This window comes from Bradyrhizobium sp. CCBAU 11386, assembly GCF_028128955.1.
Classification (GTDB): Bacteria; Pseudomonadota; Alphaproteobacteria; order Rhizobiales; family Xanthobacteraceae; genus Bradyrhizobium.
Genome location: NZ_LBKA01000213.1, coordinates 1 through 22,437 on the forward strand (window position 1 = coordinate 1; position 22,437 = coordinate 22,437).

At 61.1% G+C, this 22,437-nt stretch carries 32 protein-coding genes and 1 tRNA gene; 12 read left to right on the forward strand and 21 right to left on the reverse strand.

The genetic code is table 11. The features are described from left to right. Positions 1–277: 277 nt before the first annotated feature. From XI09_RS17100 to XI09_RS17110, 3 genes are all read right to left on the reverse strand, one after another. Positions 278–1,315 (reverse strand): IS110 family transposase, encoded by a 1,038-nt coding sequence (locus XI09_RS17100; protein WP_271567857.1) that lies wholly within the window; start codon positions 1,313–1,315, stop codon positions 278–280. A gap of 357 nt (positions 1,316–1,672) precedes the next feature. Further along, positions 1,673–2,380, reverse strand: coding sequence for a flagellar hook assembly protein FlgD (locus XI09_RS17105; RefSeq protein WP_271567858.1), 708 nt, complete (start codon positions 2,378–2,380; stop codon positions 1,673–1,675). A 13-nt stretch (positions 2,381–2,393) separates the two neighbouring features. Beyond that, positions 2,394–4,025, reverse strand: a complete 1,632-nt coding sequence (locus XI09_RS17110) for a flagellar hook-length control protein FliK (protein ID WP_271567859.1) — start codon at positions 4,023–4,025, stop codon at positions 2,394–2,396. 343 nt (positions 4,026–4,368) lie between these two features. On the opposite strand from XI09_RS17110, the gene mnmA reads away from it, so the two are divergent. The 4 genes from mnmA to XI09_RS17130 all read left to right on the forward strand — a co-directional run bounded on the left by mnmA (position 4,369) and on the right by XI09_RS17130 (position 7,268). After that, positions 4,369–5,550, forward strand: coding sequence for a tRNA 2-thiouridine(34) synthase MnmA (gene mnmA / locus XI09_RS17115; protein WP_271567860.1), 1,182 nt, complete (start codon positions 4,369–4,371; stop codon positions 5,548–5,550). 187 nt (positions 5,551–5,737) lie between these two features. Beyond that, positions 5,738–6,376, forward strand: coding sequence for a class I SAM-dependent methyltransferase (locus tag XI09_RS17120; RefSeq protein ID WP_271567861.1), 639 nt, complete (start codon positions 5,738–5,740; stop codon positions 6,374–6,376). A gap of 128 nt (positions 6,377–6,504) precedes the next feature. Beyond that, positions 6,505–6,867, forward strand: a complete 363-nt coding sequence (locus XI09_RS17125) for a hypothetical protein (RefSeq protein ID WP_271567862.1) — start codon at positions 6,505–6,507, stop codon at positions 6,865–6,867. A 324-nt stretch (positions 6,868–7,191) separates the two neighbouring features. Next, positions 7,192–7,268 (forward strand) — tRNA-Met (locus XI09_RS17130). Between the two features lie 384 nt (positions 7,269–7,652). Here the strand turns inward: XI09_RS17130 and XI09_RS17135 are convergent. Further along, entirely contained in the window at positions 7,653–8,174 is a 522-nt protein-coding gene (locus XI09_RS17135; protein WP_271567863.1) for a hypothetical protein, read from the reverse strand. 139 nt (positions 8,175–8,313) lie between these two features. On the opposite strand from XI09_RS17135, the gene XI09_RS17140 reads away from it, so the two are divergent. Next, complete coding sequence (locus tag XI09_RS17140) at positions 8,314–8,517, forward strand: hypothetical protein (RefSeq protein ID WP_271567864.1); 204 nt, start codon at positions 8,314–8,316, stop codon at positions 8,515–8,517. Here the strand turns inward: XI09_RS17140 and XI09_RS17145 are convergent. Next, a complete protein-coding gene (locus tag XI09_RS17145; protein WP_271567865.1) occupies positions 8,514–8,780 on the reverse strand; it encodes a hypothetical protein in 267 nt (88 codons plus the stop codon). The two genes, XI09_RS17140 and XI09_RS17145, sit on opposite strands and share 4 nt — an antisense overlap. A gap of 142 nt (positions 8,781–8,922) precedes the next feature. On the opposite strand from XI09_RS17145, the gene XI09_RS17150 reads away from it, so the two are divergent. Then, positions 8,923–9,144 carry a hypothetical protein gene (locus tag XI09_RS17150; RefSeq protein ID WP_271567866.1) on the forward strand — a complete coding sequence of 74 codons (222 nt, stop codon included), beginning with the start codon at positions 8,923–8,925 and terminating at the stop codon, positions 9,142–9,144. A 17-nt stretch (positions 9,145–9,161) separates the two neighbouring features. Next, positions 9,162–9,584: a hypothetical protein gene (locus tag XI09_RS17155; protein ID WP_271567867.1), complete on the forward strand. Its 423-nt coding sequence runs from the start codon at positions 9,162–9,164 to the stop codon at positions 9,582–9,584. Between the two features lie 143 nt (positions 9,585–9,727). Here XI09_RS17155 and XI09_RS17160 read toward each other — a convergent pair whose 3' ends face one another. The 4 genes from XI09_RS17160 to XI09_RS17175 form a co-directional block, all read right to left on the reverse strand. After that, on the reverse strand, positions 9,728–9,997 hold the full coding sequence (locus tag XI09_RS17160; protein ID WP_271567868.1) for a hypothetical protein: 270 nt from the start codon (positions 9,995–9,997) through the stop codon (positions 9,728–9,730). Between the two features lie 309 nt (positions 9,998–10,306). Further along, a complete protein-coding gene (locus XI09_RS17165) occupies positions 10,307–10,558 on the reverse strand; it encodes a hypothetical protein (protein ID WP_271567895.1) in 252 nt (83 codons plus the stop codon). 215 nt (positions 10,559–10,773) lie between these two features. After that, positions 10,774–10,995, reverse strand: coding sequence for a hypothetical protein (locus XI09_RS17170; protein ID WP_271567869.1), 222 nt, complete (start codon positions 10,993–10,995; stop codon positions 10,774–10,776). A 173-nt stretch (positions 10,996–11,168) separates the two neighbouring features. Next, positions 11,169–11,390: a hypothetical protein gene (locus XI09_RS17175; RefSeq protein ID WP_161534500.1), complete on the reverse strand. Its 222-nt coding sequence runs from the start codon at positions 11,388–11,390 to the stop codon at positions 11,169–11,171. A 586-nt stretch (positions 11,391–11,976) separates the two neighbouring features. On the opposite strand from XI09_RS17175, the gene XI09_RS46210 reads away from it, so the two are divergent. Together XI09_RS46210 and XI09_RS17180 are read left to right on the forward strand one after the other, a co-directional pair. Further along, positions 11,977–12,189 (forward strand): helix-turn-helix domain-containing protein, encoded by a 213-nt coding sequence (locus XI09_RS46210; protein WP_371740485.1) that lies wholly within the window; start codon positions 11,977–11,979, stop codon positions 12,187–12,189. Positions 12,190–12,358: 169 nt separating this feature from the next. After that, positions 12,359–12,538, forward strand: a complete 180-nt coding sequence (locus tag XI09_RS17180) for a hypothetical protein (protein WP_271567870.1) — start codon at positions 12,359–12,361, stop codon at positions 12,536–12,538. Here the strand turns inward: XI09_RS17180 and XI09_RS46215 are convergent. From XI09_RS46215 to XI09_RS17190, 3 genes are all read right to left on the reverse strand, one after another. Beyond that, entirely contained in the window at positions 12,503–12,811 is a 309-nt protein-coding gene (locus XI09_RS46215; RefSeq protein ID WP_442869602.1) for a DUF7662 domain-containing protein, read from the reverse strand. The two genes, XI09_RS17180 and XI09_RS46215, sit on opposite strands and share 36 nt — an antisense overlap. 998 nt (positions 12,812–13,809) lie before the next feature. Then, complete coding sequence (locus tag XI09_RS17185; protein ID WP_271567871.1) at positions 13,810–13,986, reverse strand: hypothetical protein; 177 nt, start codon at positions 13,984–13,986, stop codon at positions 13,810–13,812. Between the two features lie 102 nt (positions 13,987–14,088). Continuing rightward, on the reverse strand, positions 14,089–14,529 hold the full coding sequence (locus tag XI09_RS17190) for a hypothetical protein (protein WP_271567872.1): 441 nt from the start codon (positions 14,527–14,529) through the stop codon (positions 14,089–14,091). Positions 14,530–14,983: 454 nt separating this feature from the next. On the opposite strand from XI09_RS17190, the gene XI09_RS17195 reads away from it, so the two are divergent. Next, complete coding sequence (locus tag XI09_RS17195; protein WP_271567873.1) at positions 14,984–15,388, forward strand: PilZ domain-containing protein; 405 nt, start codon at positions 14,984–14,986, stop codon at positions 15,386–15,388. 83 nt (positions 15,389–15,471) lie between these two features. Here XI09_RS17195 and XI09_RS17200 read toward each other — a convergent pair whose 3' ends face one another. The 4 genes from XI09_RS17200 to XI09_RS17215 form a co-directional block, all read right to left on the reverse strand. Further along, on the reverse strand, positions 15,472–15,651 hold the full coding sequence (locus XI09_RS17200; RefSeq protein ID WP_271567874.1) for a hypothetical protein: 180 nt from the start codon (positions 15,649–15,651) through the stop codon (positions 15,472–15,474). Between the two features lie 44 nt (positions 15,652–15,695). Further along, positions 15,696–15,914: a hypothetical protein gene (locus XI09_RS17205; RefSeq protein ID WP_271567631.1), complete on the reverse strand. Its 219-nt coding sequence runs from the start codon at positions 15,912–15,914 to the stop codon at positions 15,696–15,698. A 140-nt stretch (positions 15,915–16,054) separates the two neighbouring features. Further along, complete coding sequence (locus XI09_RS17210; RefSeq protein ID WP_333939104.1) at positions 16,055–16,675, reverse strand: thermonuclease family protein; 621 nt, start codon at positions 16,673–16,675, stop codon at positions 16,055–16,057. Then, positions 16,644–17,129 carry a hypothetical protein gene (locus tag XI09_RS17215; protein WP_271567875.1) on the reverse strand — a complete coding sequence of 162 codons (486 nt, stop codon included), beginning with the start codon at positions 17,127–17,129 and terminating at the stop codon, positions 16,644–16,646. The genes XI09_RS17210 and XI09_RS17215 overlap by 32 nt, the downstream gene beginning before the upstream one ends. A gap of 142 nt (positions 17,130–17,271) precedes the next feature. On the opposite strand from XI09_RS17215, the gene XI09_RS17220 reads away from it, so the two are divergent. Then, entirely contained in the window at positions 17,272–18,015 is a 744-nt protein-coding gene (locus XI09_RS17220) for a DUF5131 family protein (protein WP_271567876.1), read from the forward strand. On the opposite strand, the gene tcmP is transcribed toward XI09_RS17220, so the two are convergent. From tcmP to XI09_RS17245, 5 genes are all read right to left on the reverse strand, one after another. Continuing rightward, positions 17,971–18,870, reverse strand: coding sequence for a three-Cys-motif partner protein TcmP (gene tcmP, locus XI09_RS17225; RefSeq protein WP_271567877.1), 900 nt, complete (start codon positions 18,868–18,870; stop codon positions 17,971–17,973). The genes XI09_RS17220 and tcmP overlap by 45 nt on opposite strands. Before the next feature lie 100 nt (positions 18,871–18,970). Continuing rightward, positions 18,971–19,414 (reverse strand): hypothetical protein, encoded by a 444-nt coding sequence (locus XI09_RS17230; protein ID WP_271567878.1) that lies wholly within the window; start codon positions 19,412–19,414, stop codon positions 18,971–18,973. 13 nt (positions 19,415–19,427) lie between these two features. Then, complete coding sequence (locus XI09_RS17235) at positions 19,428–19,871, reverse strand: hypothetical protein (protein ID WP_271567879.1); 444 nt, start codon at positions 19,869–19,871, stop codon at positions 19,428–19,430. After that, positions 19,871–20,704, reverse strand: coding sequence for a hypothetical protein (locus tag XI09_RS17240; RefSeq protein ID WP_271567880.1), 834 nt, complete (start codon positions 20,702–20,704; stop codon positions 19,871–19,873). Before XI09_RS17240 ends, XI09_RS17235 begins: the two co-directional genes overlap by 1 nt. Further along, the gene (locus XI09_RS17245; protein WP_271567881.1) at positions 20,701–21,072 is read right to left on the reverse strand and encodes an MFS transporter; all 372 of its coding nucleotides are present in this window, start codon (positions 21,070–21,072) and stop codon (positions 20,701–20,703) included. The genes XI09_RS17240 and XI09_RS17245 overlap by 4 nt, the downstream gene beginning before the upstream one ends. Before the next feature lie 1,041 nt (positions 21,073–22,113). On the opposite strand from XI09_RS17245, the gene XI09_RS17250 reads away from it, so the two are divergent. After that, positions 22,114–22,410 (forward strand): DUF736 domain-containing protein, encoded by a 297-nt coding sequence (locus tag XI09_RS17250; RefSeq protein ID WP_271567882.1) that lies wholly within the window; start codon positions 22,114–22,116, stop codon positions 22,408–22,410. The last annotated feature ends 27 nt before the right edge of the window (positions 22,411–22,437 follow it).

Here is a 22,437-nt window from a genome sequence, read left to right on the forward strand (position 1 = left end):
GCCAGGACCCATATGTGGACGGCCCCCGTGGCACAAGAGCTTTGTCAGGTTTGATCGGATCGCTTGCATCCATATGTGCGGCCTGTTGGTGCAGCTTTGTAGCCGCTGGCCAAGATGGTTTCCGCAACACGAGTTCCAATCACCGCTGCGACCTTGTACGGCCAATGGGTCCCACGGATTTGCTCGCGTCTCGGATCGACCGATCACACCATCTCCTCTGCTCCTGCAGCTCCGGTTCGGGCGGCGGACTAAGTCGCCGGCCGGCCGAATCTCTCAACTACGCGGCAACAGCCATTTGGGCATCGATCCGCGCGCTATCGTAGCTTTCCCCTGTGGTCATCAGTTTCCAGGCGATGCGAGCCATCTTGTTGGCCAGCGCCACTGCGGCAAGCTTCGGTGTCTTGCGCTTCAACAGCTCGATCAGCCAGCCAGGCCCGCGATCTTTGGTTTTGGCCATCTTCACCACCGAGGTCGCCCCGACCACCAGCAGCTGACGTAGTCTCTCATCACCTGCACGGGTTATCTTGCCGAGCCGGGTCTTTCCCGCAGTGGAATGGTCCTTGGGGGTCAGGCCGAGCCAGGCCGCAAACAGTCTTCCTGAGCGGAAGGCGTGCGGATCCGGCGCCTTCATCACCAGCGCCGCCGCCGTAACCGGACCGATCCCCGGGATCTGCGCCAATCGCCGGCTCGTGGCATCGGCCCGGTGCCAGGCCAGCAGCTTGGCCTCGACCGCCTTCAGCTCGACCTGCACCTGTTCATATTGGCGAGCCAGCATCGCAAACAGCTCGCGGGCCAGCGCCGGCACGCCTTCGTCCTGGCTGATCGCCGCCAGGAACGCGGCGAGCTTGTCCAGCCCCTTGGCCGCGATCAGACCGAACTCTGCCGCATGCCCCCGGATCATGTTGGAGAGTTGTGTGCGACGCGTGACCAATTGCTCGCGGACGCCAAGCAGCATCAGTGCGGCCTGCTGCTCCGCCGTCTTCACCGGCACATACCGCATCCGCGGCCGGCTCGCCGCCTCGCACAGCCCTTCCGCATCGCGCCCGTCGTTCTTGTTGCGCGACACGTAGGGTTTCACCAGTTGCGGCGCAATCAGCTTGACCGTGTGTCCCGACCTGCCGAGCTCCCGTGCCAAGTGGTGAGCGGCCCCGCAAGCCTCGATCACCACCACCGTCGGCGCCAGCTTGGCAAAAAACTCCAGCATCGCCTTGCGGCTGAGCCGTTTGCGCAGCACCACCTGTTCTGACGCATCAACCCCATGCAGCTGGAAAATATACTTCGACGTATCCATCCCAATGCGGATAATCTGGCTCACGGACGGCTCCTGTGAATGAGTGTATGACAACCTCATTCTGGCACACTGATGCCGTAGGGGGCCGTCCACCCCATCACCGCGTGATCTACGCAATGGGCAGGACGATCATTGCGAGGGTCTTCGCCAAACTGGCATTCGGGGAAATGGGTCCCCTGAGTTCACAAACGAAGTGCAACACTTCCAACTGGAGGTGTTGCCATGGGGCGGACTTACAAACAGCTCTCCGGCGATGGACGCGGGTAGCAGTACCGAGAATGTCTTCGCCAAATTTCTTTCGGTGGTTATGGATCCCGGCCCCCCGTGCGCAATTGCGCACTAGGCCGGGATGACACCTTATGTGTGGCGTGTGCGCAGGCCTTAATTGCTGCTCGTCGCGATGATGCTCTTCACCTGGCTCAGCGTGTAGCTGGCGCCGTCGATGGTGAGCAGCGGCGGCGACTGGGTCAGGTCGACGGACGACACCACGCCCTGCACCTGCGCGGCGATGCCGACATTGTTGTTCGCGACGTCCTTGCCCGTGGCCGAGATCGTGTACTTGCCGTCGGGCCATTGCGTGCCGTCATTGCCCATTCCGTTCCAGGTGAAGGGAATGTCGGTGCCGGCGGCGGCGGTATATTTGCCGGTGAACACGGTCTGGCCGCTGGAATTGGTGATGGTGATGTTGACGGTCGAGTCGGTGGGCACGTTGAGATGCCAGGTGGCCGACGACTTCGTCATGGTCGCGGTCGAGCCGTCGACCAGCGCGGTCTTGCCGACGAAGCCCAGCGCCTGGGTCGCCTGCGTGGTCTGCTGCAGGGTGACGAGCTGGGCCAGCGAGTCGTTGGTCTTGAGCTGCTGCTCGACGCCGGCGAACTGCACCAGCTGCTGAGTGAACTGGTTGGTGTCGAGCGGATCGAGCGGGTTCTGGTTCTGGAGCTGCGTCGTCAGCAGCGTCAGGAAGGTCTGGAAGTTGCCGGCCAGCGTCGATCCCGTCGTCGAGCTCGGCGAGTTCGACGAGGAGGATTTCGGGATGTCGGTCGTGCCGGAGACGACGGACGGGGCGGTGGCGGCATTCGTGGTGGTCATAGCCGAATACTCCTCACACTCTGATGTCGACGCCGCTGCTCGATCCGAGCATGCGGCCGTAGCCGCGTCCCACGGGCGTTGCGGGAACGGTGTCGTCCTCGCTGATGATCAGCCGGCGGGCATTGCCGCCATTGTCGTTGTTCTGGCCGGAGTTCTGCCCCGACGAATTCTGGTCGCGCAGGCTGAAGGAGAGCCCGTTGCTGCCGGTCTTCAGGCCGGCATCGTCGAGCGCGCGCTGCAATTGCGGCGCGTCCTGCCGCAGCATCTGCAAGGTCTCCGGCTTCTCGACGGTGAGATGCGAGGTGACCTGGCCGTTGCGGTCGACATTGATGCGCACGTCGATGCGGCCGAGATCGACCGGATCGAGGCTGATGTCGAAACGGGTCTTGCCGGCGCGCGCGGCGGCTGCGATCTCGATCGGCACGGCGTTGATCGGCACGGCCGTCGAGGTTGCCGCGGTCGCGGTGAGCGTTGCGGTCGAGGCGGTCGCAGCCGAAGTCGTATTGGTCAGCGGCGCCTGCACGGCGGAGGCGGCCTGCGCGCTGGTATCGGTCGTGGTGACGGGGCCTTGCGCATTCGCATGGGCGTGCGTGGCCGGTGCGCCGGGCGCTGCGTCGGCGGCGCGGTCGGCGGGACCTGCCTTCGCGTCGGTCGCGCCGGCATCGTCTTGCGGCTTGGCCGCTTGCGGATGCGCGGCGGCGCCCGTCGCGGTCGCCGGAGTTTGCGCGGTCGCGGCGTTCGCCTTGCCCGCGTCCTGGCCGATATTGGAGACGTCGCTCGCGCCTTGCGCGGTGGCGGCGGCCTTGAACGAGGTCTTTGGCGTGCCCTGGTCCACGGCGGCGATCAGTCCGCCACTGGTCTTGGCGTCGGTCGCGGTGCCGTCGGTGGTGCCGGTCGCAGCATCGGCGAGCGTCGCCGAGGTGTCGGCATCGACCTTGGCGCCCGCGGCCTTGGCGCTCTTGTCGCTCGCCGTCGCCGTATCGGTCTTGGTGCCGGCGATCTGCGCCGCGGTGGAGGCGCTGGCGGCGATGCCGGCGGCGGCGATCGTCAGAGGCGAGGAGGCGGCATCGCTGGCCTGGTTCGCCGTCGCGTTCGGATCGAGAGGCACGACCGGCGCGGCCACCACGATGCTGGGATCAGGCACGGCGGTCTGCGTCGCGTCCACTTGCGCGGCCGCTGCGGCATCGACGGCGGCGGCGAGCCCGTCGGTGCCGTCGGCCTTGTCGCCCTTGGTCTCGTCGGACTTGTCAGCCGATTTGGCGTCGGACGCCTCCGGCTTGTCCTTGGTCTTGCCGGTCTTGGTTGGATCGTTGGCCGGATCCTTGGCCGGATCGTCCGTCGCCTCGCTCCTGGCGGGCGCGGAATTGTCGGTGTCGTCGCTCGCCTTGCTCAGCGAGGAGGGGTCGGTCGAGGAGATGTCGCGCGGGCTCTTGTCCGAGGCGGACGACGCCGAATCGGTCCGCCGCGGCGCGCTGTCCTGCGCCTGCGGGGCCGCGTTGTTGCTGATCGCCTGGGTATTGCTGTCGACCAGCGAGCCGAAGGAGTCGTTCGTCGACGTGTCCTTCGGCCCTTGCGAGCGCGCAGTCTTTTGCTGCGCACCCGGAACCGGCACGCTCGCAGCTACATCTGACGTCCGACCGACCACAGGCGACCCCTTGAAAACATCTTCGGCACAGGGGTAGCAAGGAGCGGGCCAGCCTCGTGCGACAAGATTTATATAGTAAAATCAATAGCTTGATGGGTCGTGGCTGCCGCCGCAGGGCCCTGCGTGACCCCGCCATTTCTGCCGCCCCGGCAAGAATTGCCCTAAGCCGGCCTCCCCCGTGATTGCTTCACCGGAATGCCCCCTATATTAAAGAGATCGCTCTCAGCCGCTTTCGACTGGGGAAATCGCGCCCCTGCGGGAATCGAAGTTCCCCGGGACCGCCGATGTCCCGGCCAAGGCACATCGCGGATCGCCGAACGCCGCCGTCACACCTTAAGAACCCATGCTCAACAGTCTGGATCTCGAAGGCCGTCCGCAGGACACCAGGGTCGTCGTCGCCATGTCGGGCGGCGTCGATTCCTCGACGACGGCTGCGCTGCTCAAGGCTGAGGGCTACGACGTCGTCGGCATCACGCTCCAGCTCTACGACCACGGCGCGGCGACCCATCGCAAGGGCGCCTGCTGCGCAGGCCAGGACATCCACGACGCCCGCGACGTCGCCGCCAAGCTCGGCATTCCCCACTACGTGCTCGACTACGAGGACCGTTTTCGCGAATCCGTCATCGACAATTTTGCCGACTCTTACGCGCTCGGCGAGACTCCGGTGCCGTGCATCGAGTGCAACCGCTCGGTCAAGTTTCGCGACCTCCTCAAGACCGCGCGCGAGCTCGGCGCCCAGGCGCTCGCCACCGGCCATTACGTTGCCTCGCGCCGTGTCGACGATGGCTCGCGTGCGCTGGTGTGCGCCGCCGATGCCGATCGCGACCAGAGCTATTTCCTGTTCGCGACCACGCGCGACCAGCTCGATTTCCTGCGCTTCCCGCTCGGCGACATGACCAAGCCGCAGACGCGCGAGCTCGCGCGCCGCTTTGGTCTTGCGGTCGCCGACAAGCACGACAGCCAGGACATCTGCTTCGTGCCGACCGGCCGCTACACCGACATCATCACCCGCCTGCGTCCGAACGCGATGGACCCCGGCGACATCGTCGATCTCGACGGTCGCGTGCTCGGCCAGCACAACGGCATCGCCAATTTCACCGTCGGCCAGCGCCGCGGCCTCGGCATCGCCGCTCACGCGCCGCTGTTCGTGGTGCGGCTCGAGGCGGCGAACCGCCGCGTCGTCGTCGGCCCGCGCGATGCGCTGAGGATGCACCGCATCGTGCTGCGCGACGTCAACTGGATCGGCGACGGCGACATCGACCGCGCCATCGGCTCTGGCCTCGAAATGTTCGTGCGCGTGCGCTCGACCCGCAGCCCCCAGCCGGCGTGGCTGCGCGGCGGCAATGGCCATTACGAGGTCGAGCTCGTCGCCGGCGAGGAGGGCGTCTCGCCGGGACAAGCCTGCGTGTTCTACGACGCAGCCAGCGGCCAGGCCCGCGTGCTTGGTGGCGGCTTCATTCAAAGCGCCGCGGCCAAGGTCGCGAGCAACGCAGCGAGGCCGCTGGTGGAAGCGGTGCGCGGCTGAGGATGATGAGATTTAGCGCAACTGGTTGGGCTGGGTTTACCTCTCCCCAGCGGGGAGAGGTCGGATTGCGAAGCAATCCGGGTGAGGGGCCGCAGCTATTATTGAGACCGCAACCCCTCACCCGGATCGCATCTTTCGATGCGATCCGACCTCTCCCTACGGGAGAGGTGTAGTAAGGGCAGGGGGCATGGCAGCAGACATCTCGCGGGCCGGGGTCGAGAAGGCCTATGGCCGCTGGGCGCCGGTCTACGATCTCGTGTTCGGCAAGGTTTTCGACGCCGGCCGGCAGTCGACCATCGCGGAGGCCGACCGCATCGGCGGCCGCATCCTCGACGTCGGCGTCGGCACCGGGCTTTCGCTGTCCGACTATTCGTGCACCACGAAGATCTGCGGCGTGGACATCTCCGAGCCGATGCTGCGCAAGGCGCAGGCGCGCGTGCGCGCCATGCGGCTTAGTAATGTCGAGGTGCTCTCGGTGATGGACGCCAAGAACCTCGCCTTCCCGGGAAACTTGTTCGACGCGGTGGTCGCGCAATATGTCATCACCGCCGTGCCCGATCCCGAAGGCACGCTCGACGAGTTCGTGCGCGTGCTGAAGCCGGGCGGCGAGCTGATCCTCGTCAACCACATCGGCGCCGAGAGCGGTCCGCGCAAGCTGTTCGAGCTCGCCTTTGCACCGATCGCCCGCCGCCTCGGCTGGCGCCCGGAATTCCCGTGGCAGCGCCTGGTCGACTGGGCCGCGAAACACGGCGGCATCACGCTGGCCGAGCGCCGCCCGATGCCGCCGATGGGGCACTTTTCGCTGATCCGCTACGTCAAATCGTGATCGGAAGCATGATCCGGAAAAGTGTGAAGCGGTTTTCCGACAAGATCATGCTCAAAAGACAAAGGCCAAAGCGCGAGTTCCTCGCGCTTTAGCGGGAACGCGGGACATCGCCCGCGCGTTTCCCTCCCATGCGCACGACATCAAAACTCCTCCTTGCGGGCCTCGTCGTCGCCTTCTCAGGCGCCGCGATCGCGCAGGCCCCGCCGCTACCTGCGACGCCGCCGCAAGCGACCGCGCCGCCATCGGCCCAGCACGCCGCCAATTGCCTGCCCCAGGACCGCCCGAACCGCGCCGCCGTACCCGACGGCACCACCACCGGCCAGTCCCGGGAACCGCTCGGCGACAGGCTGGCCAAATCCGACGGCGTGCTCTGCCCGCCCGCGGGCGTCGACCCCGACATGCACGCCCCCGCCCCCGACACCGGCGGCAACACCCCCGTCATCCCGCCCCCCGGCAGCCCCGGCGGCGACCCGACGGTCAGGCCGAAATAGGCCCGTTCCGGATCCCCAATCTCGTCATGCCCGGGCTTGTCCCGCCTGCGCGGCCGAAGCCGCTTCGGCGAGGCGAAGGCCCGGGCATCCACGTTCTTGGGCCGGCGAATGAAGGCGTGGATGGCCGGACAAGCCCGGCCGTGACGGATTCGGCCCAAAAAAGGGCTCAAATTCACCCGCGGACATGTCCCGCCGAAGCTTTAGCGAAGGCGGAAGCCTTGCGAAGGTGGAAGCATTCGCAAACGCGGATTGACAGCCCGCCGCCCCCTTCCTTATATGCCGCGCGTTCGCGAGATCGGCCGTTTCGGCCCTCGCGACCCCTGTGGCGGGGTAGCTCAGCTGGTTAGAGCACGGGAATCATAATCCTGGGGTCGGGGGTTCGAGTCCCTCCCCCGCTACCAGTAAGATCAACAGTTTATCGCCTATCTTATTCTGGGCGAATTTTTCGCACCACATTTCGCACCACATTTTCGGTTCCGTATCTGCCTTGACGGAAAACCGCACTTGCACAGGGGCGCGAATTGTTCCGACCGAGTAATAAGCGTTGAAAAAAGAGCGGCGTCGGCTTGCTCGGGATTCCCTCACGGCGGACATTCGGTTTGGGCCACGTAACGGAACAAGCGAAGTCGAGCGCGCCAGCGAGGAGCGCAACGGGTGAGCCGAATCCTCGTGGGTTGGCGGCCTGAAGGGCCATCAGCGAACTAGGGCCGCATCGTCGTAACGATGATGGGCAGGGGATCATAGTTCTGGGGTCGGGGGTTCGAGTCCCTCTCCCGCTACCACTTTCACTCCGGAAAAGAACGCTCCCCGAACGACTGCTTCAGAAGGGTTTCCAGATGCCCTTCGATCCTGATTTCCGGCGCCTGTCGCGCCGGCGCTGGCATGACCGAAACCCTGTCAACGATCGCGCGCAGGGCCTGCGCCAACCCGTCGTCACCATCGGACAGATCGCCGGCGATTAGCTGATCCAGCCGCGCCAGATCGCGAAGGTATTGGTCGACGACGCCCGGATGCAGCGTGACGACCTTCGGCGGCTCGCCGGCGCTCGCCAGCGCGGCCTTCGCGCTCTCGACTTCGGCCCGCAGCGCCGGCATGCGCCGTCCCGCTTCTTCGACCGTGATGACGCCGGCGCCGATCGCGTCGACCAGACGGTCCAGCGTCCGCTGCGCGTCGGACAGCTTCACTTCGAGCTTCGATCGGTTGGCGATGGCGCCGGCGGACTGAAGGCGTAGTTCTTCGTTGAAGACCCGGACGTAATAGGCGATGGCGTCCTTTGATCCGATCTGCGATCGAAGCCCGTGGATCACGGCGCGCTCGATCCGGTCGACATGATAGGCCCGGCCGTTGTCGCATCCGCCGCCGTGCTTGGCGTTGACGCATTGGATGCGGATGCGCCCCAGAACGCCCGACGGCCGGGCCCGAGTTTATGACCTTCGACACAACGAAATGACGCTGTCGCTGCGTCGGCTGGTCGACGATCCGGCGCGCACCGGGCAACTCGAAATCAGGTTCTATCGAGAGAGGGTGTTGTTTGCGGAGTGGAACGACGATGGCTTCACCAAACGGTCGTACAGGCCGGGTGATTGGGAGCACGTCCTGCACCGCTACAGTCGCATTCCGGCGCTGGCCGGATCGAAGCCGGCACGCTAACGCCCCATTGTCCAGCGACGTCCGATGACGCGGTCAAGATCGGCGCCTAGCGCCTTGGCGCGGGTCGCGTCGCGCTGGATCGTGCGTTCGGGCTTGCCGGTCTTGGCGGATGTGTCGGAAGTAAAAGACGCCAAGTTGGCGTCTTTTTTCCCGCGGCGCCCGGTCGCGCCGTGCTTCGTCTCCGGATTGACCGTTTCATAAGCCGCCTTCCGCTTCGCGATCAGCTTGGCGCGCTGCGCCGGCGTCAGGTCGCGACGGATCAAGCTTTTGATCTATTTCGGCAAGCAACGTCGTCCGAAGGACGGCGAAAGGGACCGACGCATCGAAATTTTGCGAGAATGGGAACACTATTTGGAGCCGCAAGGTTCTTCCTCTTAGAGGCTAATGGAATGCGGAGTTTCTTCCATGGCTACCCAGATCGTTATGGACCACACAGGCGACAGCAGACATTTTTTTGAACAAGCTGATCCGAAGGAGCTCGCCGAGGCTGAACGGCGATTTAAGCAGCTCACTGATCAAGGATTTACCGCCGCCACTCGGAAGGCGGGCAGCGATCTAAAGGTCACACGGTCATTTGATCCCACTGCAGATGAGACGCTCTTCTATCCGCGGCTCGTCGGCGGCTAAGCCTTCGCGATGCGACAATGTTTCTGTCCAGACGCAGGGACGCTGGCAGTGCGCGCTTTCGTGCCCTCCGTGAGCTTTATCGGAGCTTCATCGAGCAGAATGGCCCGGACGCACGCGCGCTGCGGCTTCTGCGGGAATGGTTATCTCCAGAGCAGCGAGCGCAATTTGATGCAGATGGCTATTTCGAAGTCATAGGCTCTCACACGGGCCGGCGATATCGAATTCACCACGGGACGGTGGGCAACGTTTTGGAGGTCGATGAAAAAGGACAGCCCAAGATCGGGTGGTGTTTCGTTCCCGAACGGACCATGTTAGCTGGCGATGTGATGCTCGCCCAGAAGATCGCGCTCGAAACCGATGAAGCCGCAGTACTCGCGCTTGCCCACCGGTTTTCTCCCAGACTGCCCTCCCTGCCCCGAGTAGTGCGGCGTGCTTACTAGGCCGCTCACGGGCGGGGCCGCCGCTCTTGACGGCGGCGGCCCCTTGCCGCGAAGGCGCCAGTACGCGAAACAAGGACGACTTCGCGACTGCATCTAGCATCGGCGCAGCCGCCTAAAAGCGCAATGAGATACGATCGTTAGTGTTACTTGGACGGCTTAGTGGCCGGTGGTCGCTTCGCTGTTGGCTTGCGCGAGATGATCGTCTCCACCTTCTTCAGCGTCTCTGCAAACTCAGATCGGAGATATTGTTCGTGGTCCTGGTCTTTCGGCTCCGAGAGGAATGCGACCTTCACGAAGAAACGGTTCAACAGCGACGCGATTGCAAGGTTGTCCGAGTATTGCGAACGCAGTGCCGTGAGTTGTCGACGCATCTCCATGAGATCGAGGGGTTCGCGGTTTTGCTGCCTTTTCAAATGAAACTCGCGCGAGAACAATCAGACGAAGCCGCCGCGACGAGTATATTGGCGCGACGGCTGCGCCATGGTGAACCCCAATGGGACTATGTCCGGTGCAAGAGAGGCTAACTCTCCTTAGCCCCGGTGCAATCGAAGACGCGGATTAAGCTTGATGTCGCCGCGGAACGTTAAATCTGGAACAAGGCTGCTGTCCCTGGCAGCATGCCAGCGCGTTCAGTTCGACGCCCTTGTCCAGCGACGTCCCGGCGAGGCGATTGATAGATCCTCGTTGCGCATCAGCTCGACACCACGGGCTGATCGTGCTGCCTAGGAGGCCAGCCGAAGATCGTATCGGCGCTTCAACCGATTGCTTGTGATCTTGGCAGCATATTGAATGCGGTCGAGATCGCCTCCGTCGTTCGCTATGACACACAATTGCCAGTTGATGCCCTGTGGTTGATAGGCCGCGTATTCGACTTCTACTGAGACGACATGTTCGGAGCCGGGGAAACCACGAATGTCCTGAAGCGCAATGCGTTCGAGGTCAGCCTTTGAAATTAAAGCTTTTGCCACCTTCATCTCCTGAGTTGGCAAAGGGACGCCGAGCGGCACACCGTAGCCAACCGAACCTGCGCGGCTAAGTTCCTATGGGGGCTGCGATGCTTCAATCTTTAGGCCGCGCCGCGGAGCGGAAGCGTCAATTGAACGTCAAACTGCTTCGTGGCGTTGGCAGTAATGAAAGCCTCCAGCGAATGTCGAAACGTCGTTGTTCGAGATGTTCCCTTTCCTCAGGCCTACTGTTCACGATCGCCGATGTCGAACACGCCTAGACGGTAATCTTCCCCCACCGATTGCTCAGTCGTCGGCCGCGCGATCAAAGTGAACGTCGCGTCGGGATAGCGCGTCCACACCTCAATGTCCTCTGAAGTGACGGTTAGATATCCGAAAAAGCACTTGTAGCGACCCGGCTCGGTTACCCGGCCGACTTTATCCCACGTGATCTTATTAACGCGCATTCTTGCTCAATCGAGAAAGAAACCCGCTCACTTTCGGGGAGCGGGCTTCTCCTGCCCATGCGTATCGCGCCCTGTCCGTTAAGCGCTCAACTAGCGTAGCTCGGATTGGTTTCCGCCCGGCTACTATTCGCAGTCAAGCGAACGAGGGCCGCGGTGAGAGAACGTTTGTTGTGCTAGCTCCACTCGTTCTCGGGCAATGATCCCGGCGGCGGTTTGAGTTTTTCTAGGCCGGCTTCGATCATCGCGAGTTCGTCTTGTATTGCTTTGACAGCACTTTGTGGATTGATGCCCGACACGGCTTGCAGCTCAGCGAGAACCTTGCGGCGATGCGCGAGTAAGTCCGTCAGCGCGCGACGGTCCCGCACCTTCACGTAGCCAGCGACGATCAGTTCCATGGCCTTTGACACGTTCGTCGTTTCCTAATCCGCGCCTTGCAGTTATCGCGGTTGGTAAAGCTCCCTCAGACCAGCTTCTGTCATGCGGCATTCGATACCCGTTTTCGTGGAGCGCCGCTCGATCCAGCCATTCCGCAGAAGCGCAAGCGTGGTTCTGGGGGTGTCGGGCAACTTCGTGGAGGTGATCCAATCGACATCCCGCAGAAGATTGAGAAATTGGCGGTGATACTGATTGAAGACCGGGCTGCGCTTTTGGTCCTGCAATATCGTCTCAAGCGAGCGCTCTGTTTGCATGGCAGCTAATTTTGCATTTGCTTTCTTGAGGATCAGTTACCAACCGGGAGAAATCGGCAATCTTTTCTAAATGGCTCGAAATTATGCTTCGAACATGGATCACGAGGACGCATCGGCGGCTTGGTTCGTTCCGGCTCTCAGGCGAAGCTACGCTCGTCTAGCAGCGTGGATGACGCGCGGTAATCGCGCGCCTGAGCCCAGCCGCTTGCCGGCGCCGCCGCGCTCGGAGCGGCCAGCTCGCTTTCCCGATCCACCGAGACGGCCAGCGCCGCCGCGCAGTTAGGCATTGCGAATGACGAACAGTCGCACATCAACGCGTCCGTGGTCGCCAGACGAAGAGGCGGAATTGCTCTCGCTCTTTAGCGCAGGTGCCACAGCTGAAGAGGTCGGCGAGCGGCTAGGCCGCACCCGACAAGCGGTTTACGCTCGCTTGCAGCGCTTTCAAAAGCAGCGGGGACGAGCGAGTAGGACGAGTGGGAGGTTATTCGCTCAGTTGCCGGAGTGATCTAGCAACGGCGATCAATCTTTAAGGTCGCAAGATCACATCTGCTGCGGACATGGGGCAGAGATCTGACCGTTAATCCGCTGAGTAACTCTCAGCCGGTACATCGAAGGTTCAATTGCCTTCACTTCAAAAAGCCCCAAGCTATAGGCGATCGCATTGAGGGCAACCGATGACCAGCCCGACTGATAGTGAATTGCGCGCCGCTGTGACCGCGGCCATTGAGCAGTGGAAGAGATCGCGCCAGCTTCCCCACCTGTCGCCGACCGATTGTGAGACGTTGAACAAGCTGATCATCACCGGACTTCAAACTGTGCTATTCCAGCGCGCGAAGGCCTTCGACAAGCGCTAAGCCGTAGAGCTTGATCAAACCCGGCGGAATTCGATGACGCGATATAATCGAAGCATGCGCGCGAAAGCCCGCGTTCATCCAAGCCCTTGCTTGGGTATGTCCAACTTTCATGGAGCTTTCGTTGCTCCACCACGCCGTGAATTTGTGAGCCGATGCTGGAAGCTTTCTCCTAAGTATCTCTTCCATTTCGGAGAAGGTTAGCCGAACGATTTGTCTGCGCTCGCTCAACAGCCGTTGATGCAATGGTTCGTAGATCGATTTTCGGAAGGTCATGGTCTCAGTGCAGGCAAGGCAGAAATTCGCTCATCGCACACGGGCTCGCTTTCAAAATTCGGCGACCGCCAATCCGAGCCGGGGGCTCAGACGCCGTAGGCGCGACCAATCTGTTTCGTCATCGCGATCGCAGCTGCGGTATAGCGACCATCTGACAAGTAGTGATCGTACTTCGTTAAGAAGAGGAGCGCCAAGAGCGCCATTAGAATTCCCTTGCACATAGCGGACTTCTCCAGCGAGGAGACTGCCAACCGAGCAGGTAAAATCGAAATGGAACAGGTACTTCCAAGGGAGCCGCTGTGCGGCGATTACAACCATCTCAGCATTGACGAAAAGCCGTAATTTTCGGTTAACTCGTTCGACCTCGCAGCTTCTGCCTTTGGCACTGCGTCGCGGCGAGGCGAACTAGTGCGCCGCAGCGACGAATTTGCCGAACCAGCGAGTTCCAGAGGCGTTGACGCGTATCGCCGCCCGGCTCGTGGCTTCTATCGGTGATGAGAACGCCGGCTGCGCTCCCGCCTAAACCAACAAGGAAGGAGCCCGCCATGCAGGAACGGCGTCGTTTCGAACAAATCGATCCCCTCGACAGCCGCCTTTCGGAGAGGCTGTGCGTCTCCGGAAAGAAGCCCCTAGCCACCCCGCCTGGTATCGAACGTGAGCGGCTTATCAGAAGGGCGCGGCAAGCCGAGGCAGCCGCGCACATGTTGCTCGCGAGGTCTCCAAGCCCCGAAATAGCTAGTAGCGAGCCATGGAATACAAAGGCATCCACTACGCGGTGGTCCAAACAATCAACCCAAAGGGGTGGCGATGGACTGTTGACCTAGCCCCGCCTCTCAAGAATTGACCGGCGTGATGTTGAAGGGCGGATGCTGTAAGAAGGGCATTGGCGGTCATTAACAACTTGGTCCTGCCGCCGGGCCCCAAGACTTAAGGCCGCCTCAGTTGGCGGCCTTCTTGCTTCGCCGCGAGCATCCGAAGCTTTCAAAATGGGCCGGCATTTACGCGGCGACGTCGAACGATGCGATCAGGGCACGTACGTCGTTGGCCAACTCGCGATAGTGTTCGCTCGCACGCAGATACATCTCGCGATTACTTCCATCCGATCGTTTGGCGATCAACTCGCATTCAGCTGCGAGACTTTCAAAACGTTCCAGTTTTTCTTGAAAACCGATCATGTGGCGTCGCCCCAAAACTCGTTACTAAAAGGGACGCGAAAGATATTCGCCGAATTAGGTCGAGGCGAACATCGTTATCGAATATAATTATGCCGTACCAATTTACCGGGCCGCTGCGTGCGCAGTACGTACATGTGCATCGAGGGTTCGGATGCTGACCGCGTCACCACAGAAACAGCGAGCAATGCCTTCCGCGCGCTGCGTGGGAAGCGGGAGCGCGAGCGAGTGCATTCGGTCTCTCCAAGCCATCCAGTCGAGGGCTTCTCGCCATGTGTCGTAGTTCTTTTCCGTGAGCGTCGCTGCGAGCCCGTCCCAAGCCGCTTGGAAGCCGTCCCGCGCCTGGTCGAAAGTCTCAGCAATCCCGCTGCGATGCTCGCCCGGGTCAACGCCGGGATAGAAGCCGCAGGACCAGCCCCATTGCGGTGCGGAATTGGGAACGCCCGAGCGCCGGCTGATCACACCGACCCGCACGTCGCCGAGGTAGATCAGCCACGTTTCGCGATTGGGATCATCTTTGCTGCGGCGGCGGGTGAGCGGAGGCACGCCGCCATCAAAGCGGTAACTGACGAGGCCTGCAAATTATCAATCGCTTGCGTGTTGAGAGGCTGGCGAACCACTGCCGCTCGTAGGTGTGGACAATGGCCGGCGGGCATCACTGCTGCCGGCCATCGCTTGCGCTACCTTTGGGCTTGGGGGGGTGATCAGCAGCGCTGACCGCAAGCGTGCCGGGCGCCGATTAACAACTCGCTAACCAATTCGGGCGGGCTCTGGATATTTCGCGGGCAAGATCGCGGCGGTCTTGGGCCGCCGCTTGGTGGGGTGTTTGAGGGGCGAAAGGCGCATACTTTCAACTTGTCTGCTGTCGCATCGGTTTCTTACCGTCCTGCTTTTCCTAGGCCACGACGACGACTTTAAGGTCGTGAGCGGTAACCCAACTTCAACCGTTATCGCTATACGATCTGCTCTCGCGGATTGGTGACGAGTACCGCGGGGACGCATGGGCAATCGGAAACCCGTCAGCCCTACGCGGCTGGCGGGTTTTTCGTTAGGCGGGGGGGGGGGGGGGGGGGGGGGGGGGGGGGGGGCGCAGCGCGAAGTCCTTGCCGCTCGGCAGAGTGATAGCCCGCGTTTCTACTGGAAAGAAACAGTGCTGGAACGTCGCAGACAACAGCGCATCGAAATGAACGAAGTCGCCTACATCTTCGGCGACGGATCGAGCACCTGTTGCCGCGTCGTCGACATCACCGAGCACGGAGCAGCAATCGAGCTGCCCTTATCAGCCGGGCATAGTATGAGAGACCGGTTCAAGCTCATGATTGCGAAGGATCGCGTCGAAAGAAATTGTCGCCTAATCTGGCGTTCGGGCAGCCGTATCGGCGTTGAATTTACGGATGACTTGTAGGCGATTGCAGAACGCTTGATCCTACAGCGCGGGCGGCTGCGGGCCGCGAAAGCAGCCGCTCACCTCAATTTTCGGTCTAGCTCTCATCTCACATGCATCTTCTCGACGATCGCGTAGAGCAGCATGAAGATCGGCAGGAACACGAAGAACCAAACGACCGTGGGCTCCGCGCTGCGCGCAAACTCGCGGTTCGGGTCGGTATGCTTTGCGAATGGTGTCGACGGCGGCGCGGGCCGGCGACGCTCAGCGGCCCGTTTTAGCATCCGTGACCGCAATTTTGTCGGCAGGCTTCGACCGTCGTTGGGTATCAGAGTGTGAAGAGGCGGGGCGATGACTGCACCCGTTCAAGATCGACATAGCCGTTTTCGTTCAGCCATTCGTGCGGACAATAGGCAAGCGATGCAGGATCGATCGTAAACCCGTCTCTCGCGATGGCGCGGCGCGTGCCCATGCGGCCGGCCCACTCCTTGCCGCCGTTGATCGGATCGACGCGAAGGGCGTCGTACACGGCTGTGTCGTTTGTCAAGGCAATCTCCTCAGGGGGCTGAAATGAATGGGCGCTAATGCGAGAAGATTATCGGAAGACTGATTTCAAGCAACGATCATCGTTGCTGCGGTGCGAACACTCACCACCGCATTCATCCTTGGCGGCCAGGCCGCTGGCCATCATCGGGCCGGTGTTTCGTCTGAGCAATTCGACGGCCGTTGACCCGCCCTAATGCAAGAGCGATATCGCCATGGTTCGACAAAGCTTCCGGCCCACATGCCGGCGCTGGCGCGCTCGGCGCGCCGTTGCGCTTCGGCGTATTGGCCGTTGGAGTACTTAGGCCAACCGAGCGCATGCCCGTTCGAGACCATCCAATGTCCGATATCCGGGCCCGGATCGCCGATTTTGCAAACGGCGACGGTGCGGTCGTATCGGTCTCGATCTTTCGGCGTGCAGATCACCGGCCTCGGTACAGCGTAAAGTATGCCAGCCAACGCCGCCGCGGCCTTTTGGCCACATTGATAAAGCTCACTGTCGTCACCGCGGCAAAGCTGATCATGCTCCGGCGCATCGATACCCCACAATCGTATGCGCGTGCCGTGGATTTCTATCGTGTCGCCGTCGATCACGCTGGCGCGACCGACGATGTCTTCGGCTGTAGCTTGACTACCGGTCAGTAGCACAACGAAAATGCTGACTAAGATTGTCAGCCGTCGCATCGAGGCAATCTCAGAACAACCGCCAGTGATCGAATGGCAGTTTCTCATTTCAGCTTTTTTTTCGTATAGGTATTGCGACATCTACTACAACGCCTCCGCCGTTCCTCGTGAATGCCTGACATTCGACTGTTGCGTTGGGGAGAGCGACGGAGGCTTGTTCATCTGTGTCCTTGAGCGCGGCCCTATGGCATCGGCGCGCTGCCGCTTCCAATATCTTCGGATCGGCGCCTGTGACGGCGTTTCCGGCCGCGGCTGCCAGCCCGAACCAATCGTTGGGCGGAAAACCGCTCGCATCCCAATTCAAGGAAACATAGGTCACGAACTTAGGATCGCAGACTAGGACCATGTCAGGGTGCTTGAAGAACACGCTACCGCCCGACGGCGAGAAGTGATCGAAATGCGTGTTCGTGCGCTCAATGATCCGCGCTATTATTTCCTTGCATTCAGGCGTCTCGGCTGATCGCTCGCCGGCCATCACGTCGCCAAGCGTGATCAGTAGAAGGAGCAGCACGGCACAAGGCGCAAGACGTAACAAGAGTTCGTGTCCAATTTTCCGGGGAAGGTGTGCTGTTTGAATAGCAGATCGCAATGGAAAGACGCTACAACCTATCGCGGCCGCTATGGAAACGACTATTTAACGGTATCTTGCGACAGTTTCTGCTTCGCGGAGAAGCGAAATGGCCGATACTTCAATCGAGTGGACAGACGTCACGTGGAACCCAGTCGCCGGGTGCACGGTGCTTTCGCCCGGCTGCACCAATTGCTATGCCATGCGCATGGCAGCTCGCCTTGAGGCGATGGATGTAGAAAAATATCGCGGCCTGACCCGCAAAAGCGGGAAGAGGGCAGTCTGGACCGGCAAGCTTTTCCTTGACCGCAAGGCGCTTGAGCTTCCGAAGGCGTGGCGCCGGCCCCGCCAGATTTTCGTGAACTCGATGTCCGATCTGTTCCATGACCACGTGCCGGATGCGTTCATTCGTGAAGTGTGGTCGACAATGGCAGCGACGCCGCAGCACACGTACCAAATCCTGACGAAGCGTCCCGATCGGATGGCTGACATTACGGCTGGGCTGTCCGTTCTGCCGAACGTTTGGCTCGGGACAAGCGTGGAGAATGCAGAATACTTTGACCGTATCGACGACCTCCGCTGCGTTCGCTCGGCCGTGCGGTTCATTTCGTTCGAACCCTTGTTGGGGTCAGTCGCCGGTGCTGATCTTTCGGAAATTCATTGGGCAATCGTCGGGGGCGAGAGCGGCCCGCGTGCGCGTCCGATGGACGCAAAGTGGGTGGACGAGATTGAAGTGATCTGCCGGCGTTACGGCACGGCGTTTTTCTTCAAGCAGTGGGGCGGAAAGAACAAGAAGGCGACCGGCCGCCTACTGCGCGGGCGAACGTACGATGAGATGCCGCTTGGGGTCTAATAGATGATTGCCGATCCTCTTGGCTAGGCCGATCGCCTCTGGCGTTCTGTTGGATATGCACAGAAACAGCGAAAACATTTGGGGCGCCCGATCGATCGGTAATGCAAGCGGCTTCAGGACGGCTCCAAAGATTTCGCTCAGACGGTTTTGGACGTAGCGTTCCAACCCTCTCGGGTCTAACTCCCTTCTTCGCTCCGGGAGTATGCCGAACATGTCCGGCTCTCCGTCGGGATAAAGCTCAGCTTCCCACGAATTCGAGCCGAACATTCGGGTTAGAACTCCGCGCTTATGGTCATCAATGTCAGTGAGCTTCCTTGTCGCTTGCCGAAATAGGCCGGCTAGCGGAAACAGAAACCAGACATCAATCGCTTGTGTGGCTGCGAGCGCCTGAAGCGTAGACCACTCGACTTCCATACCGTAAGGGTCGAGGAAGACTACGGCTCGCTTGTCTTTCCAGTTATTGTTCGCGACAAGCGAACGTAGCGCTGAATTTGCGTCTTCCTCGGCGACAACGACTTTCCGTTGGAGGTTTCGGGCCGCGAGATCGTTTAACGCGGCAACGTAGTTGCGATTTTTCTCAATGAAGACCAGAAAATCGAATTCAGGACGAACATCCAAGGCAATCTGAGCCGAGCCGCGCCTTCGTTCAACCGCCTCTTCGATCGGCAGTTCAACCAACGTTGCGCCGCGACGTTCGGTCCGAACGGTCCTGCTGCCAGTCCCTGCAAAAGCATCAACGTACCAAAGGTTTTTGAAGTGTGAGCGGAGTGCGATCGTGAACGCGTTTAGGTAGCCTTCAACTATGGACAGCTTAATCTCGGTATGCTGCCCTCCGAATTCATGGTCAATCGACATGACAGCTCCACATTGATCCTCTAAGCAGCGTCTGCTCATCGCGGCCCCTTTTGCTCGGGTGACCAGCTTCGCCGGCTGGGCTGGTGTCAGGTCGCTGCATTTAGAGATTGTCTAAGTTCTGAAGTAACCAGACGCGGAAGTCCTCCATCTTCGGCGTCCAGACCTCAAGTTTCGATGCCGCACGGGCGATCATCAGCGCGGCGTCCAAGCACTCGATCTGCATTTCGTCGGTACCACCATGCTTGAGCCAGTCGCGCTCTCGATTGAGTAGAGCGATCCGCTCCTTCTTGTCTCCGATGCGTTCCATGAGCCGCGGGTTGTCGCGAAGGCTGGCAAAAAGGTAGTGGCTATCGCGCTCGATCATTCCTTCAGCGGCGCCGGCGAGTGTCAGGGCAACGTCGAACCTGCCCCGTTCCAACGCGTCGATAGCGGCGTCGACCTGTCGATGGGCGCCTTGCGCCAGCCTCAGCTTTAGCGGGTCGGCGGGCAGCCGCGGGCCGCGGAAGCGGCGCCGGCGACTGATCTTTGACAGTAGGCGATCCATGCAGTCGCAACCCTCAAGACCCAGTGGGGCGATCGGCCTTGATTTGAAGGCGGATAAATTCGGCAGCGCGTTGGATCCTTGAAAGGACGTCTAGCTGTCGATCGCCGTCCAGAGTGATGCCCCCGGTCGCATCATCCCAGCTGGACAGGTCCCAAACGGCGCGATCCCAAACGGCCGGCGGCCGCGAGATCACGTCTTCGGCCGACAATGGCTGAAGATTTGGATCGGCGGGATGCCCCGTATGCACGTGCTTGAACGCATGTGCGATACGGTCAACCAGTGCGAAGTCAGGGTCGGTTTCTCGAAACTTCTTCCGATGGTTGCCGGCGCCCAGATAGTCGATCGCGTGAAACACCGCGACCGCGGCTAAGAACGTATGCCGGACTGATGTCGGGTTCGCTTCGAAGTCCGCAATCGTCGGATCGACGATCTGTTCGAAATAGCGGTCGATTTCCATCAGCCGAAGCCCCAATGCGTCCGCTGGATTACCTTCAGCGGCGTGTTCCGGTCAAAAAAGTCTTTTGACTGGTCGTCGTTCGGGGAGACCAAATAGAGCCGTTGCACCGATCGCGACGACGCACTGTCGGGGGTCGTGACGTAAAGCTGCAAGCAGACGATGTAGCTATCATTCTGCTCTTCCTTGGCCTGCCGGAAAAGAAGCCCATCCTTGTCCCTTTCCCAAGGATAACGCTGCACCACCTTCGCATGTACCGGCGAAATGTCTCCCGGCTTTATGACGATCTGGGTCGGATTAAGAACGATGGATTTGGCGAACCGGCCATCGCATCCAGTCTTCGGATCGGTAATCAGCACTAATTCAGCGTAGATTTCGCTTATGAGAGCTTGGCGGTTTCCAGAATTGATGAAGGTGAAATTCTGATCCTCTGCCAGCACCAATCCCCCTTTATCCCGCGTGACTTTGAGGGCTTCGCCGATGACGACCCGAATGTCGTCGCGTTGGTAAAGGACGCTTGTGAAAAAGGCGAAGCCCAACGATGTGACCGTCACAGCCCCCAAGAACCAATCGAGCCAGTGCTTCCTGTGTGGCTTGTCTTCCGACGCCTCTCGCTTGCGATCGTGCCAGGCTAGCCAGTCTTCAGCGAAGCCGATCGTCATTTCCGTCGTTCCGATCGTAACCGCGCCGGCAGAGCCGGCGCCGGTTTGCACTAGTCTGTTGCGAACGTTCTGCGGACTTTGCGTGTCCAGCTCCTCGGACCATCGTTTGGCTTGGTCCGGCTGCGCCGGCGACCATCGTGAAGTCTCATATGGAAATCGGTCAGGCTTCTTCATTCCCCGGAAGCTCCCGGCCTCGCCGCCAAAAGCTTGATCGCGATCGGCTCGACGTCTTCACGCCGATAATCTTCGCCATTGGGGAGGACACTTCCCACCATGCCCTGCGAGTAAAGGTGCGGTTCCGGGCGGCCGGCACACGCTGTCCAGCGGGCGTCGGTCGGAAGATGGATGACCTCGTTTTCCTTGACCTGAAACTGATCCTCGCTGACTTGCGTCCTCGCCATTGGTTTGGCATCGAGGCTGGTCATCAGCCATCCGGACGCAGCGTTGTACATCCAGGTGCCGACGTTGGCGACGACGGTTGGCGCGCTCAAGAACAAAAGCGCGTACTGCTTGGGCGGTAAAGGCTTTTGGGTCGTCGCCAAGAATCTCGAGAAGATCGACAAGAGTGGTCTGATAGGTGTCGAGCGTGGAGTCGGTGACGCCCCGCTGGCCTCGCATCCACGTCCGGAATGCTCCGAGTATAGGCCATATCTTCGTGGGAGATGGTGGCGCCGAAGGCGGCGGCAACGCTCCTTGTTCCCGGAGATACCGGATAAACAAGGCGCCCGCCCCGCGGGGAGCTCTGATCGTCTTACTACCCTTAAACACCGCAGCAGATGCATCGAACCCGGCTACTATGTTGTCGAGGGTAAATTCCGACGATTTCAGCCAACCGGCCCAGCACGCAAGCAGACGCATCACCTCTACCATCGTCGTCGGTTGATAGCCGTTTCGTTGAAGCCAGCTCCTAAATCCGTCAATATAGGCAGAGAGGACGCATAGCCGTCCCTCCACGCTCTTGCCTTGCCTTCGTTTCTGATTCCGCTTCGACATGACGACGCCTCCCTGGCTTGAGTGGAGGCTGGAGCATGCGACGGTCTGCATCGGACCGAACGCTTGGCGTCATGACAAGGCCCGCTGTCCACAGCAGATCGGAGCTGCTCAGGATTTGTGTCGGCACCTCGTTCAACGGCTTCCTCGGTCTTGTCTCCCTGCACGCCATCGCCGTTCCTGGCAATACCGATTAGCCCCGGTTCTTCTCGTCGTTGCGGACGTTCAGGTGCGCGCTGTTGTATCGAGCGCGAGCTGCCGGTGTGGTGTCGCGGTCGCGGCGGTGTGGGAGCCTTTTAGCGGATGCCCTCCTGTCAGGCTGTTTGCGCCCACGTCCATACCGGCCTTTTGCTGGCGGATCACGCGCCACAATACGCTCGCTGCGCTCGCCGACCTTTACCCGCAATGGCTCGTTCACGATCTTCTTCCCCTGCCGCCAAGCGGCGGCATTCCTCGCGAGGCAACAAGATCGCTCAGCCCGCCATCCTCCGCTTCGCTGCGGGCCAAGGCTGCGGGCCGGTCGTTGCGGCGCTTACAGATCGCCATCAAGGCCGCGATGGTCGCGGGCTTGGAAACAGCAACAGGAGATCACCATGGCTCAGATTGGTACCTTCACCCGCGCCGAAGATGGATCCTACAGCGGCACCATCAAGACGCTCTCGCTCAACATCAAGGCGCGCTTCCTTCCGGCCGAACCCTCCGAGAACGAGAAGGCCCCGAACCTGCGCGTGATGGCCGGTAACGTCGAGATAGGTGCCGCGTGGCAGCGGACCTCCAAAGAAAACACCGTCTATCACTCGGTGAAGCTCGACGACCCGTCCTTTTCGGCGCCGATCTACGCCAACCTCGTCGCGGTCGATGACGGCTACGCGCTCGTCTGGTCGCGCTGACCACTCACTGCGGCGTCTCGCTCCCGC

Coding starts and splice junctions, on each gene's coding strand:
- XI09_RS17105 (WP_271567858.1), bottom strand. CDS start 2,380: ATGACCACCACGAATGCCGCCACCGCCCCGTCCGTCGTCTCCGGCACG.
- mnmA (WP_271567860.1), top strand. CDS start 4,369: ATGCTCAACAGTCTGGATCTCGAAGGCCGTCCGCAGGACACCAGGGTC.
- XI09_RS17120 (WP_271567861.1), top strand. CDS start 5,738: ATGGCAGCAGACATCTCGCGGGCCGGGGTCGAGAAGGCCTATGGCCGC.
- XI09_RS17125 (WP_271567862.1), top strand. CDS start 6,505: ATGCGCACGACATCAAAACTCCTCCTTGCGGGCCTCGTCGTCGCCTTC.
- XI09_RS17140 (WP_271567864.1), top strand. CDS start 8,314: ATGACGCTGTCGCTGCGTCGGCTGGTCGACGATCCGGCGCGCACCGGG.
- XI09_RS17150 (WP_271567866.1), top strand. CDS start 8,923: ATGGCTACCCAGATCGTTATGGACCACACAGGCGACAGCAGACATTTT.
- XI09_RS17155 (WP_271567867.1), top strand. CDS start 9,162: ATGTTTCTGTCCAGACGCAGGGACGCTGGCAGTGCGCGCTTTCGTGCC.
- XI09_RS17165 (WP_271567895.1), bottom strand. CDS start 10,558: ATGAAGGTGGCAAAAGCTTTAATTTCAAAGGCTGACCTCGAACGCATT.
- XI09_RS17170 (WP_271567869.1), bottom strand. CDS start 10,995: ATGCGCGTTAATAAGATCACGTGGGATAAAGTCGGCCGGGTAACCGAG.
- XI09_RS17175 (WP_161534500.1), bottom strand. CDS start 11,390: ATGGAACTGATCGTCGCTGGCTACGTGAAGGTGCGGGACCGTCGCGCG.
- XI09_RS46210 (WP_371740485.1), top strand. CDS start 11,977: ATGACGAACAGTCGCACATCAACGCGTCCGTGGTCGCCAGACGAAGAG.
- XI09_RS17180 (WP_271567870.1), top strand. CDS start 12,359: ATGACCAGCCCGACTGATAGTGAATTGCGCGCCGCTGTGACCGCGGCC.
- XI09_RS46215 (WP_442869602.1), bottom strand. CDS start 12,811: ATGACCTTCCGAAAATCGATCTACGAACCATTGCATCAACGGCTGTTG.
- XI09_RS17185 (WP_271567871.1), bottom strand. CDS start 13,986: ATGATCGGTTTTCAAGAAAAACTGGAACGTTTTGAAAGTCTCGCAGCT.
- XI09_RS17195 (WP_271567873.1), top strand. CDS start 14,984: ATGGGCAATCGGAAACCCGTCAGCCCTACGCGGCTGGCGGGTTTTTCG.
- XI09_RS17200 (WP_271567874.1), bottom strand. CDS start 15,651: ATGCTAAAACGGGCCGCTGAGCGTCGCCGGCCCGCGCCGCCGTCGACA.
- XI09_RS17210 (WP_333939104.1), bottom strand. CDS start 16,675: ATGTCGCAATACCTATACGAAAAAAAAGCTGAAATGAGAAACTGCCAT.
- XI09_RS17220 (WP_271567876.1), top strand. CDS start 17,272: ATGGCCGATACTTCAATCGAGTGGACAGACGTCACGTGGAACCCAGTC.
- tcmP (WP_271567877.1), bottom strand. CDS start 18,870: ATGTCGATTGACCATGAATTCGGAGGGCAGCATACCGAGATTAAGCTG.
- XI09_RS17230 (WP_271567878.1), bottom strand. CDS start 19,414: ATGGATCGCCTACTGTCAAAGATCAGTCGCCGGCGCCGCTTCCGCGGC.
- XI09_RS17235 (WP_271567879.1), bottom strand. CDS start 19,871: ATGGAAATCGACCGCTATTTCGAACAGATCGTCGATCCGACGATTGCG.
- XI09_RS17240 (WP_271567880.1), bottom strand. CDS start 20,704: ATGAAGAAGCCTGACCGATTTCCATATGAGACTTCACGATGGTCGCCG.
- XI09_RS17250 (WP_271567882.1), top strand. CDS start 22,114: ATGGCTCAGATTGGTACCTTCACCCGCGCCGAAGATGGATCCTACAGC.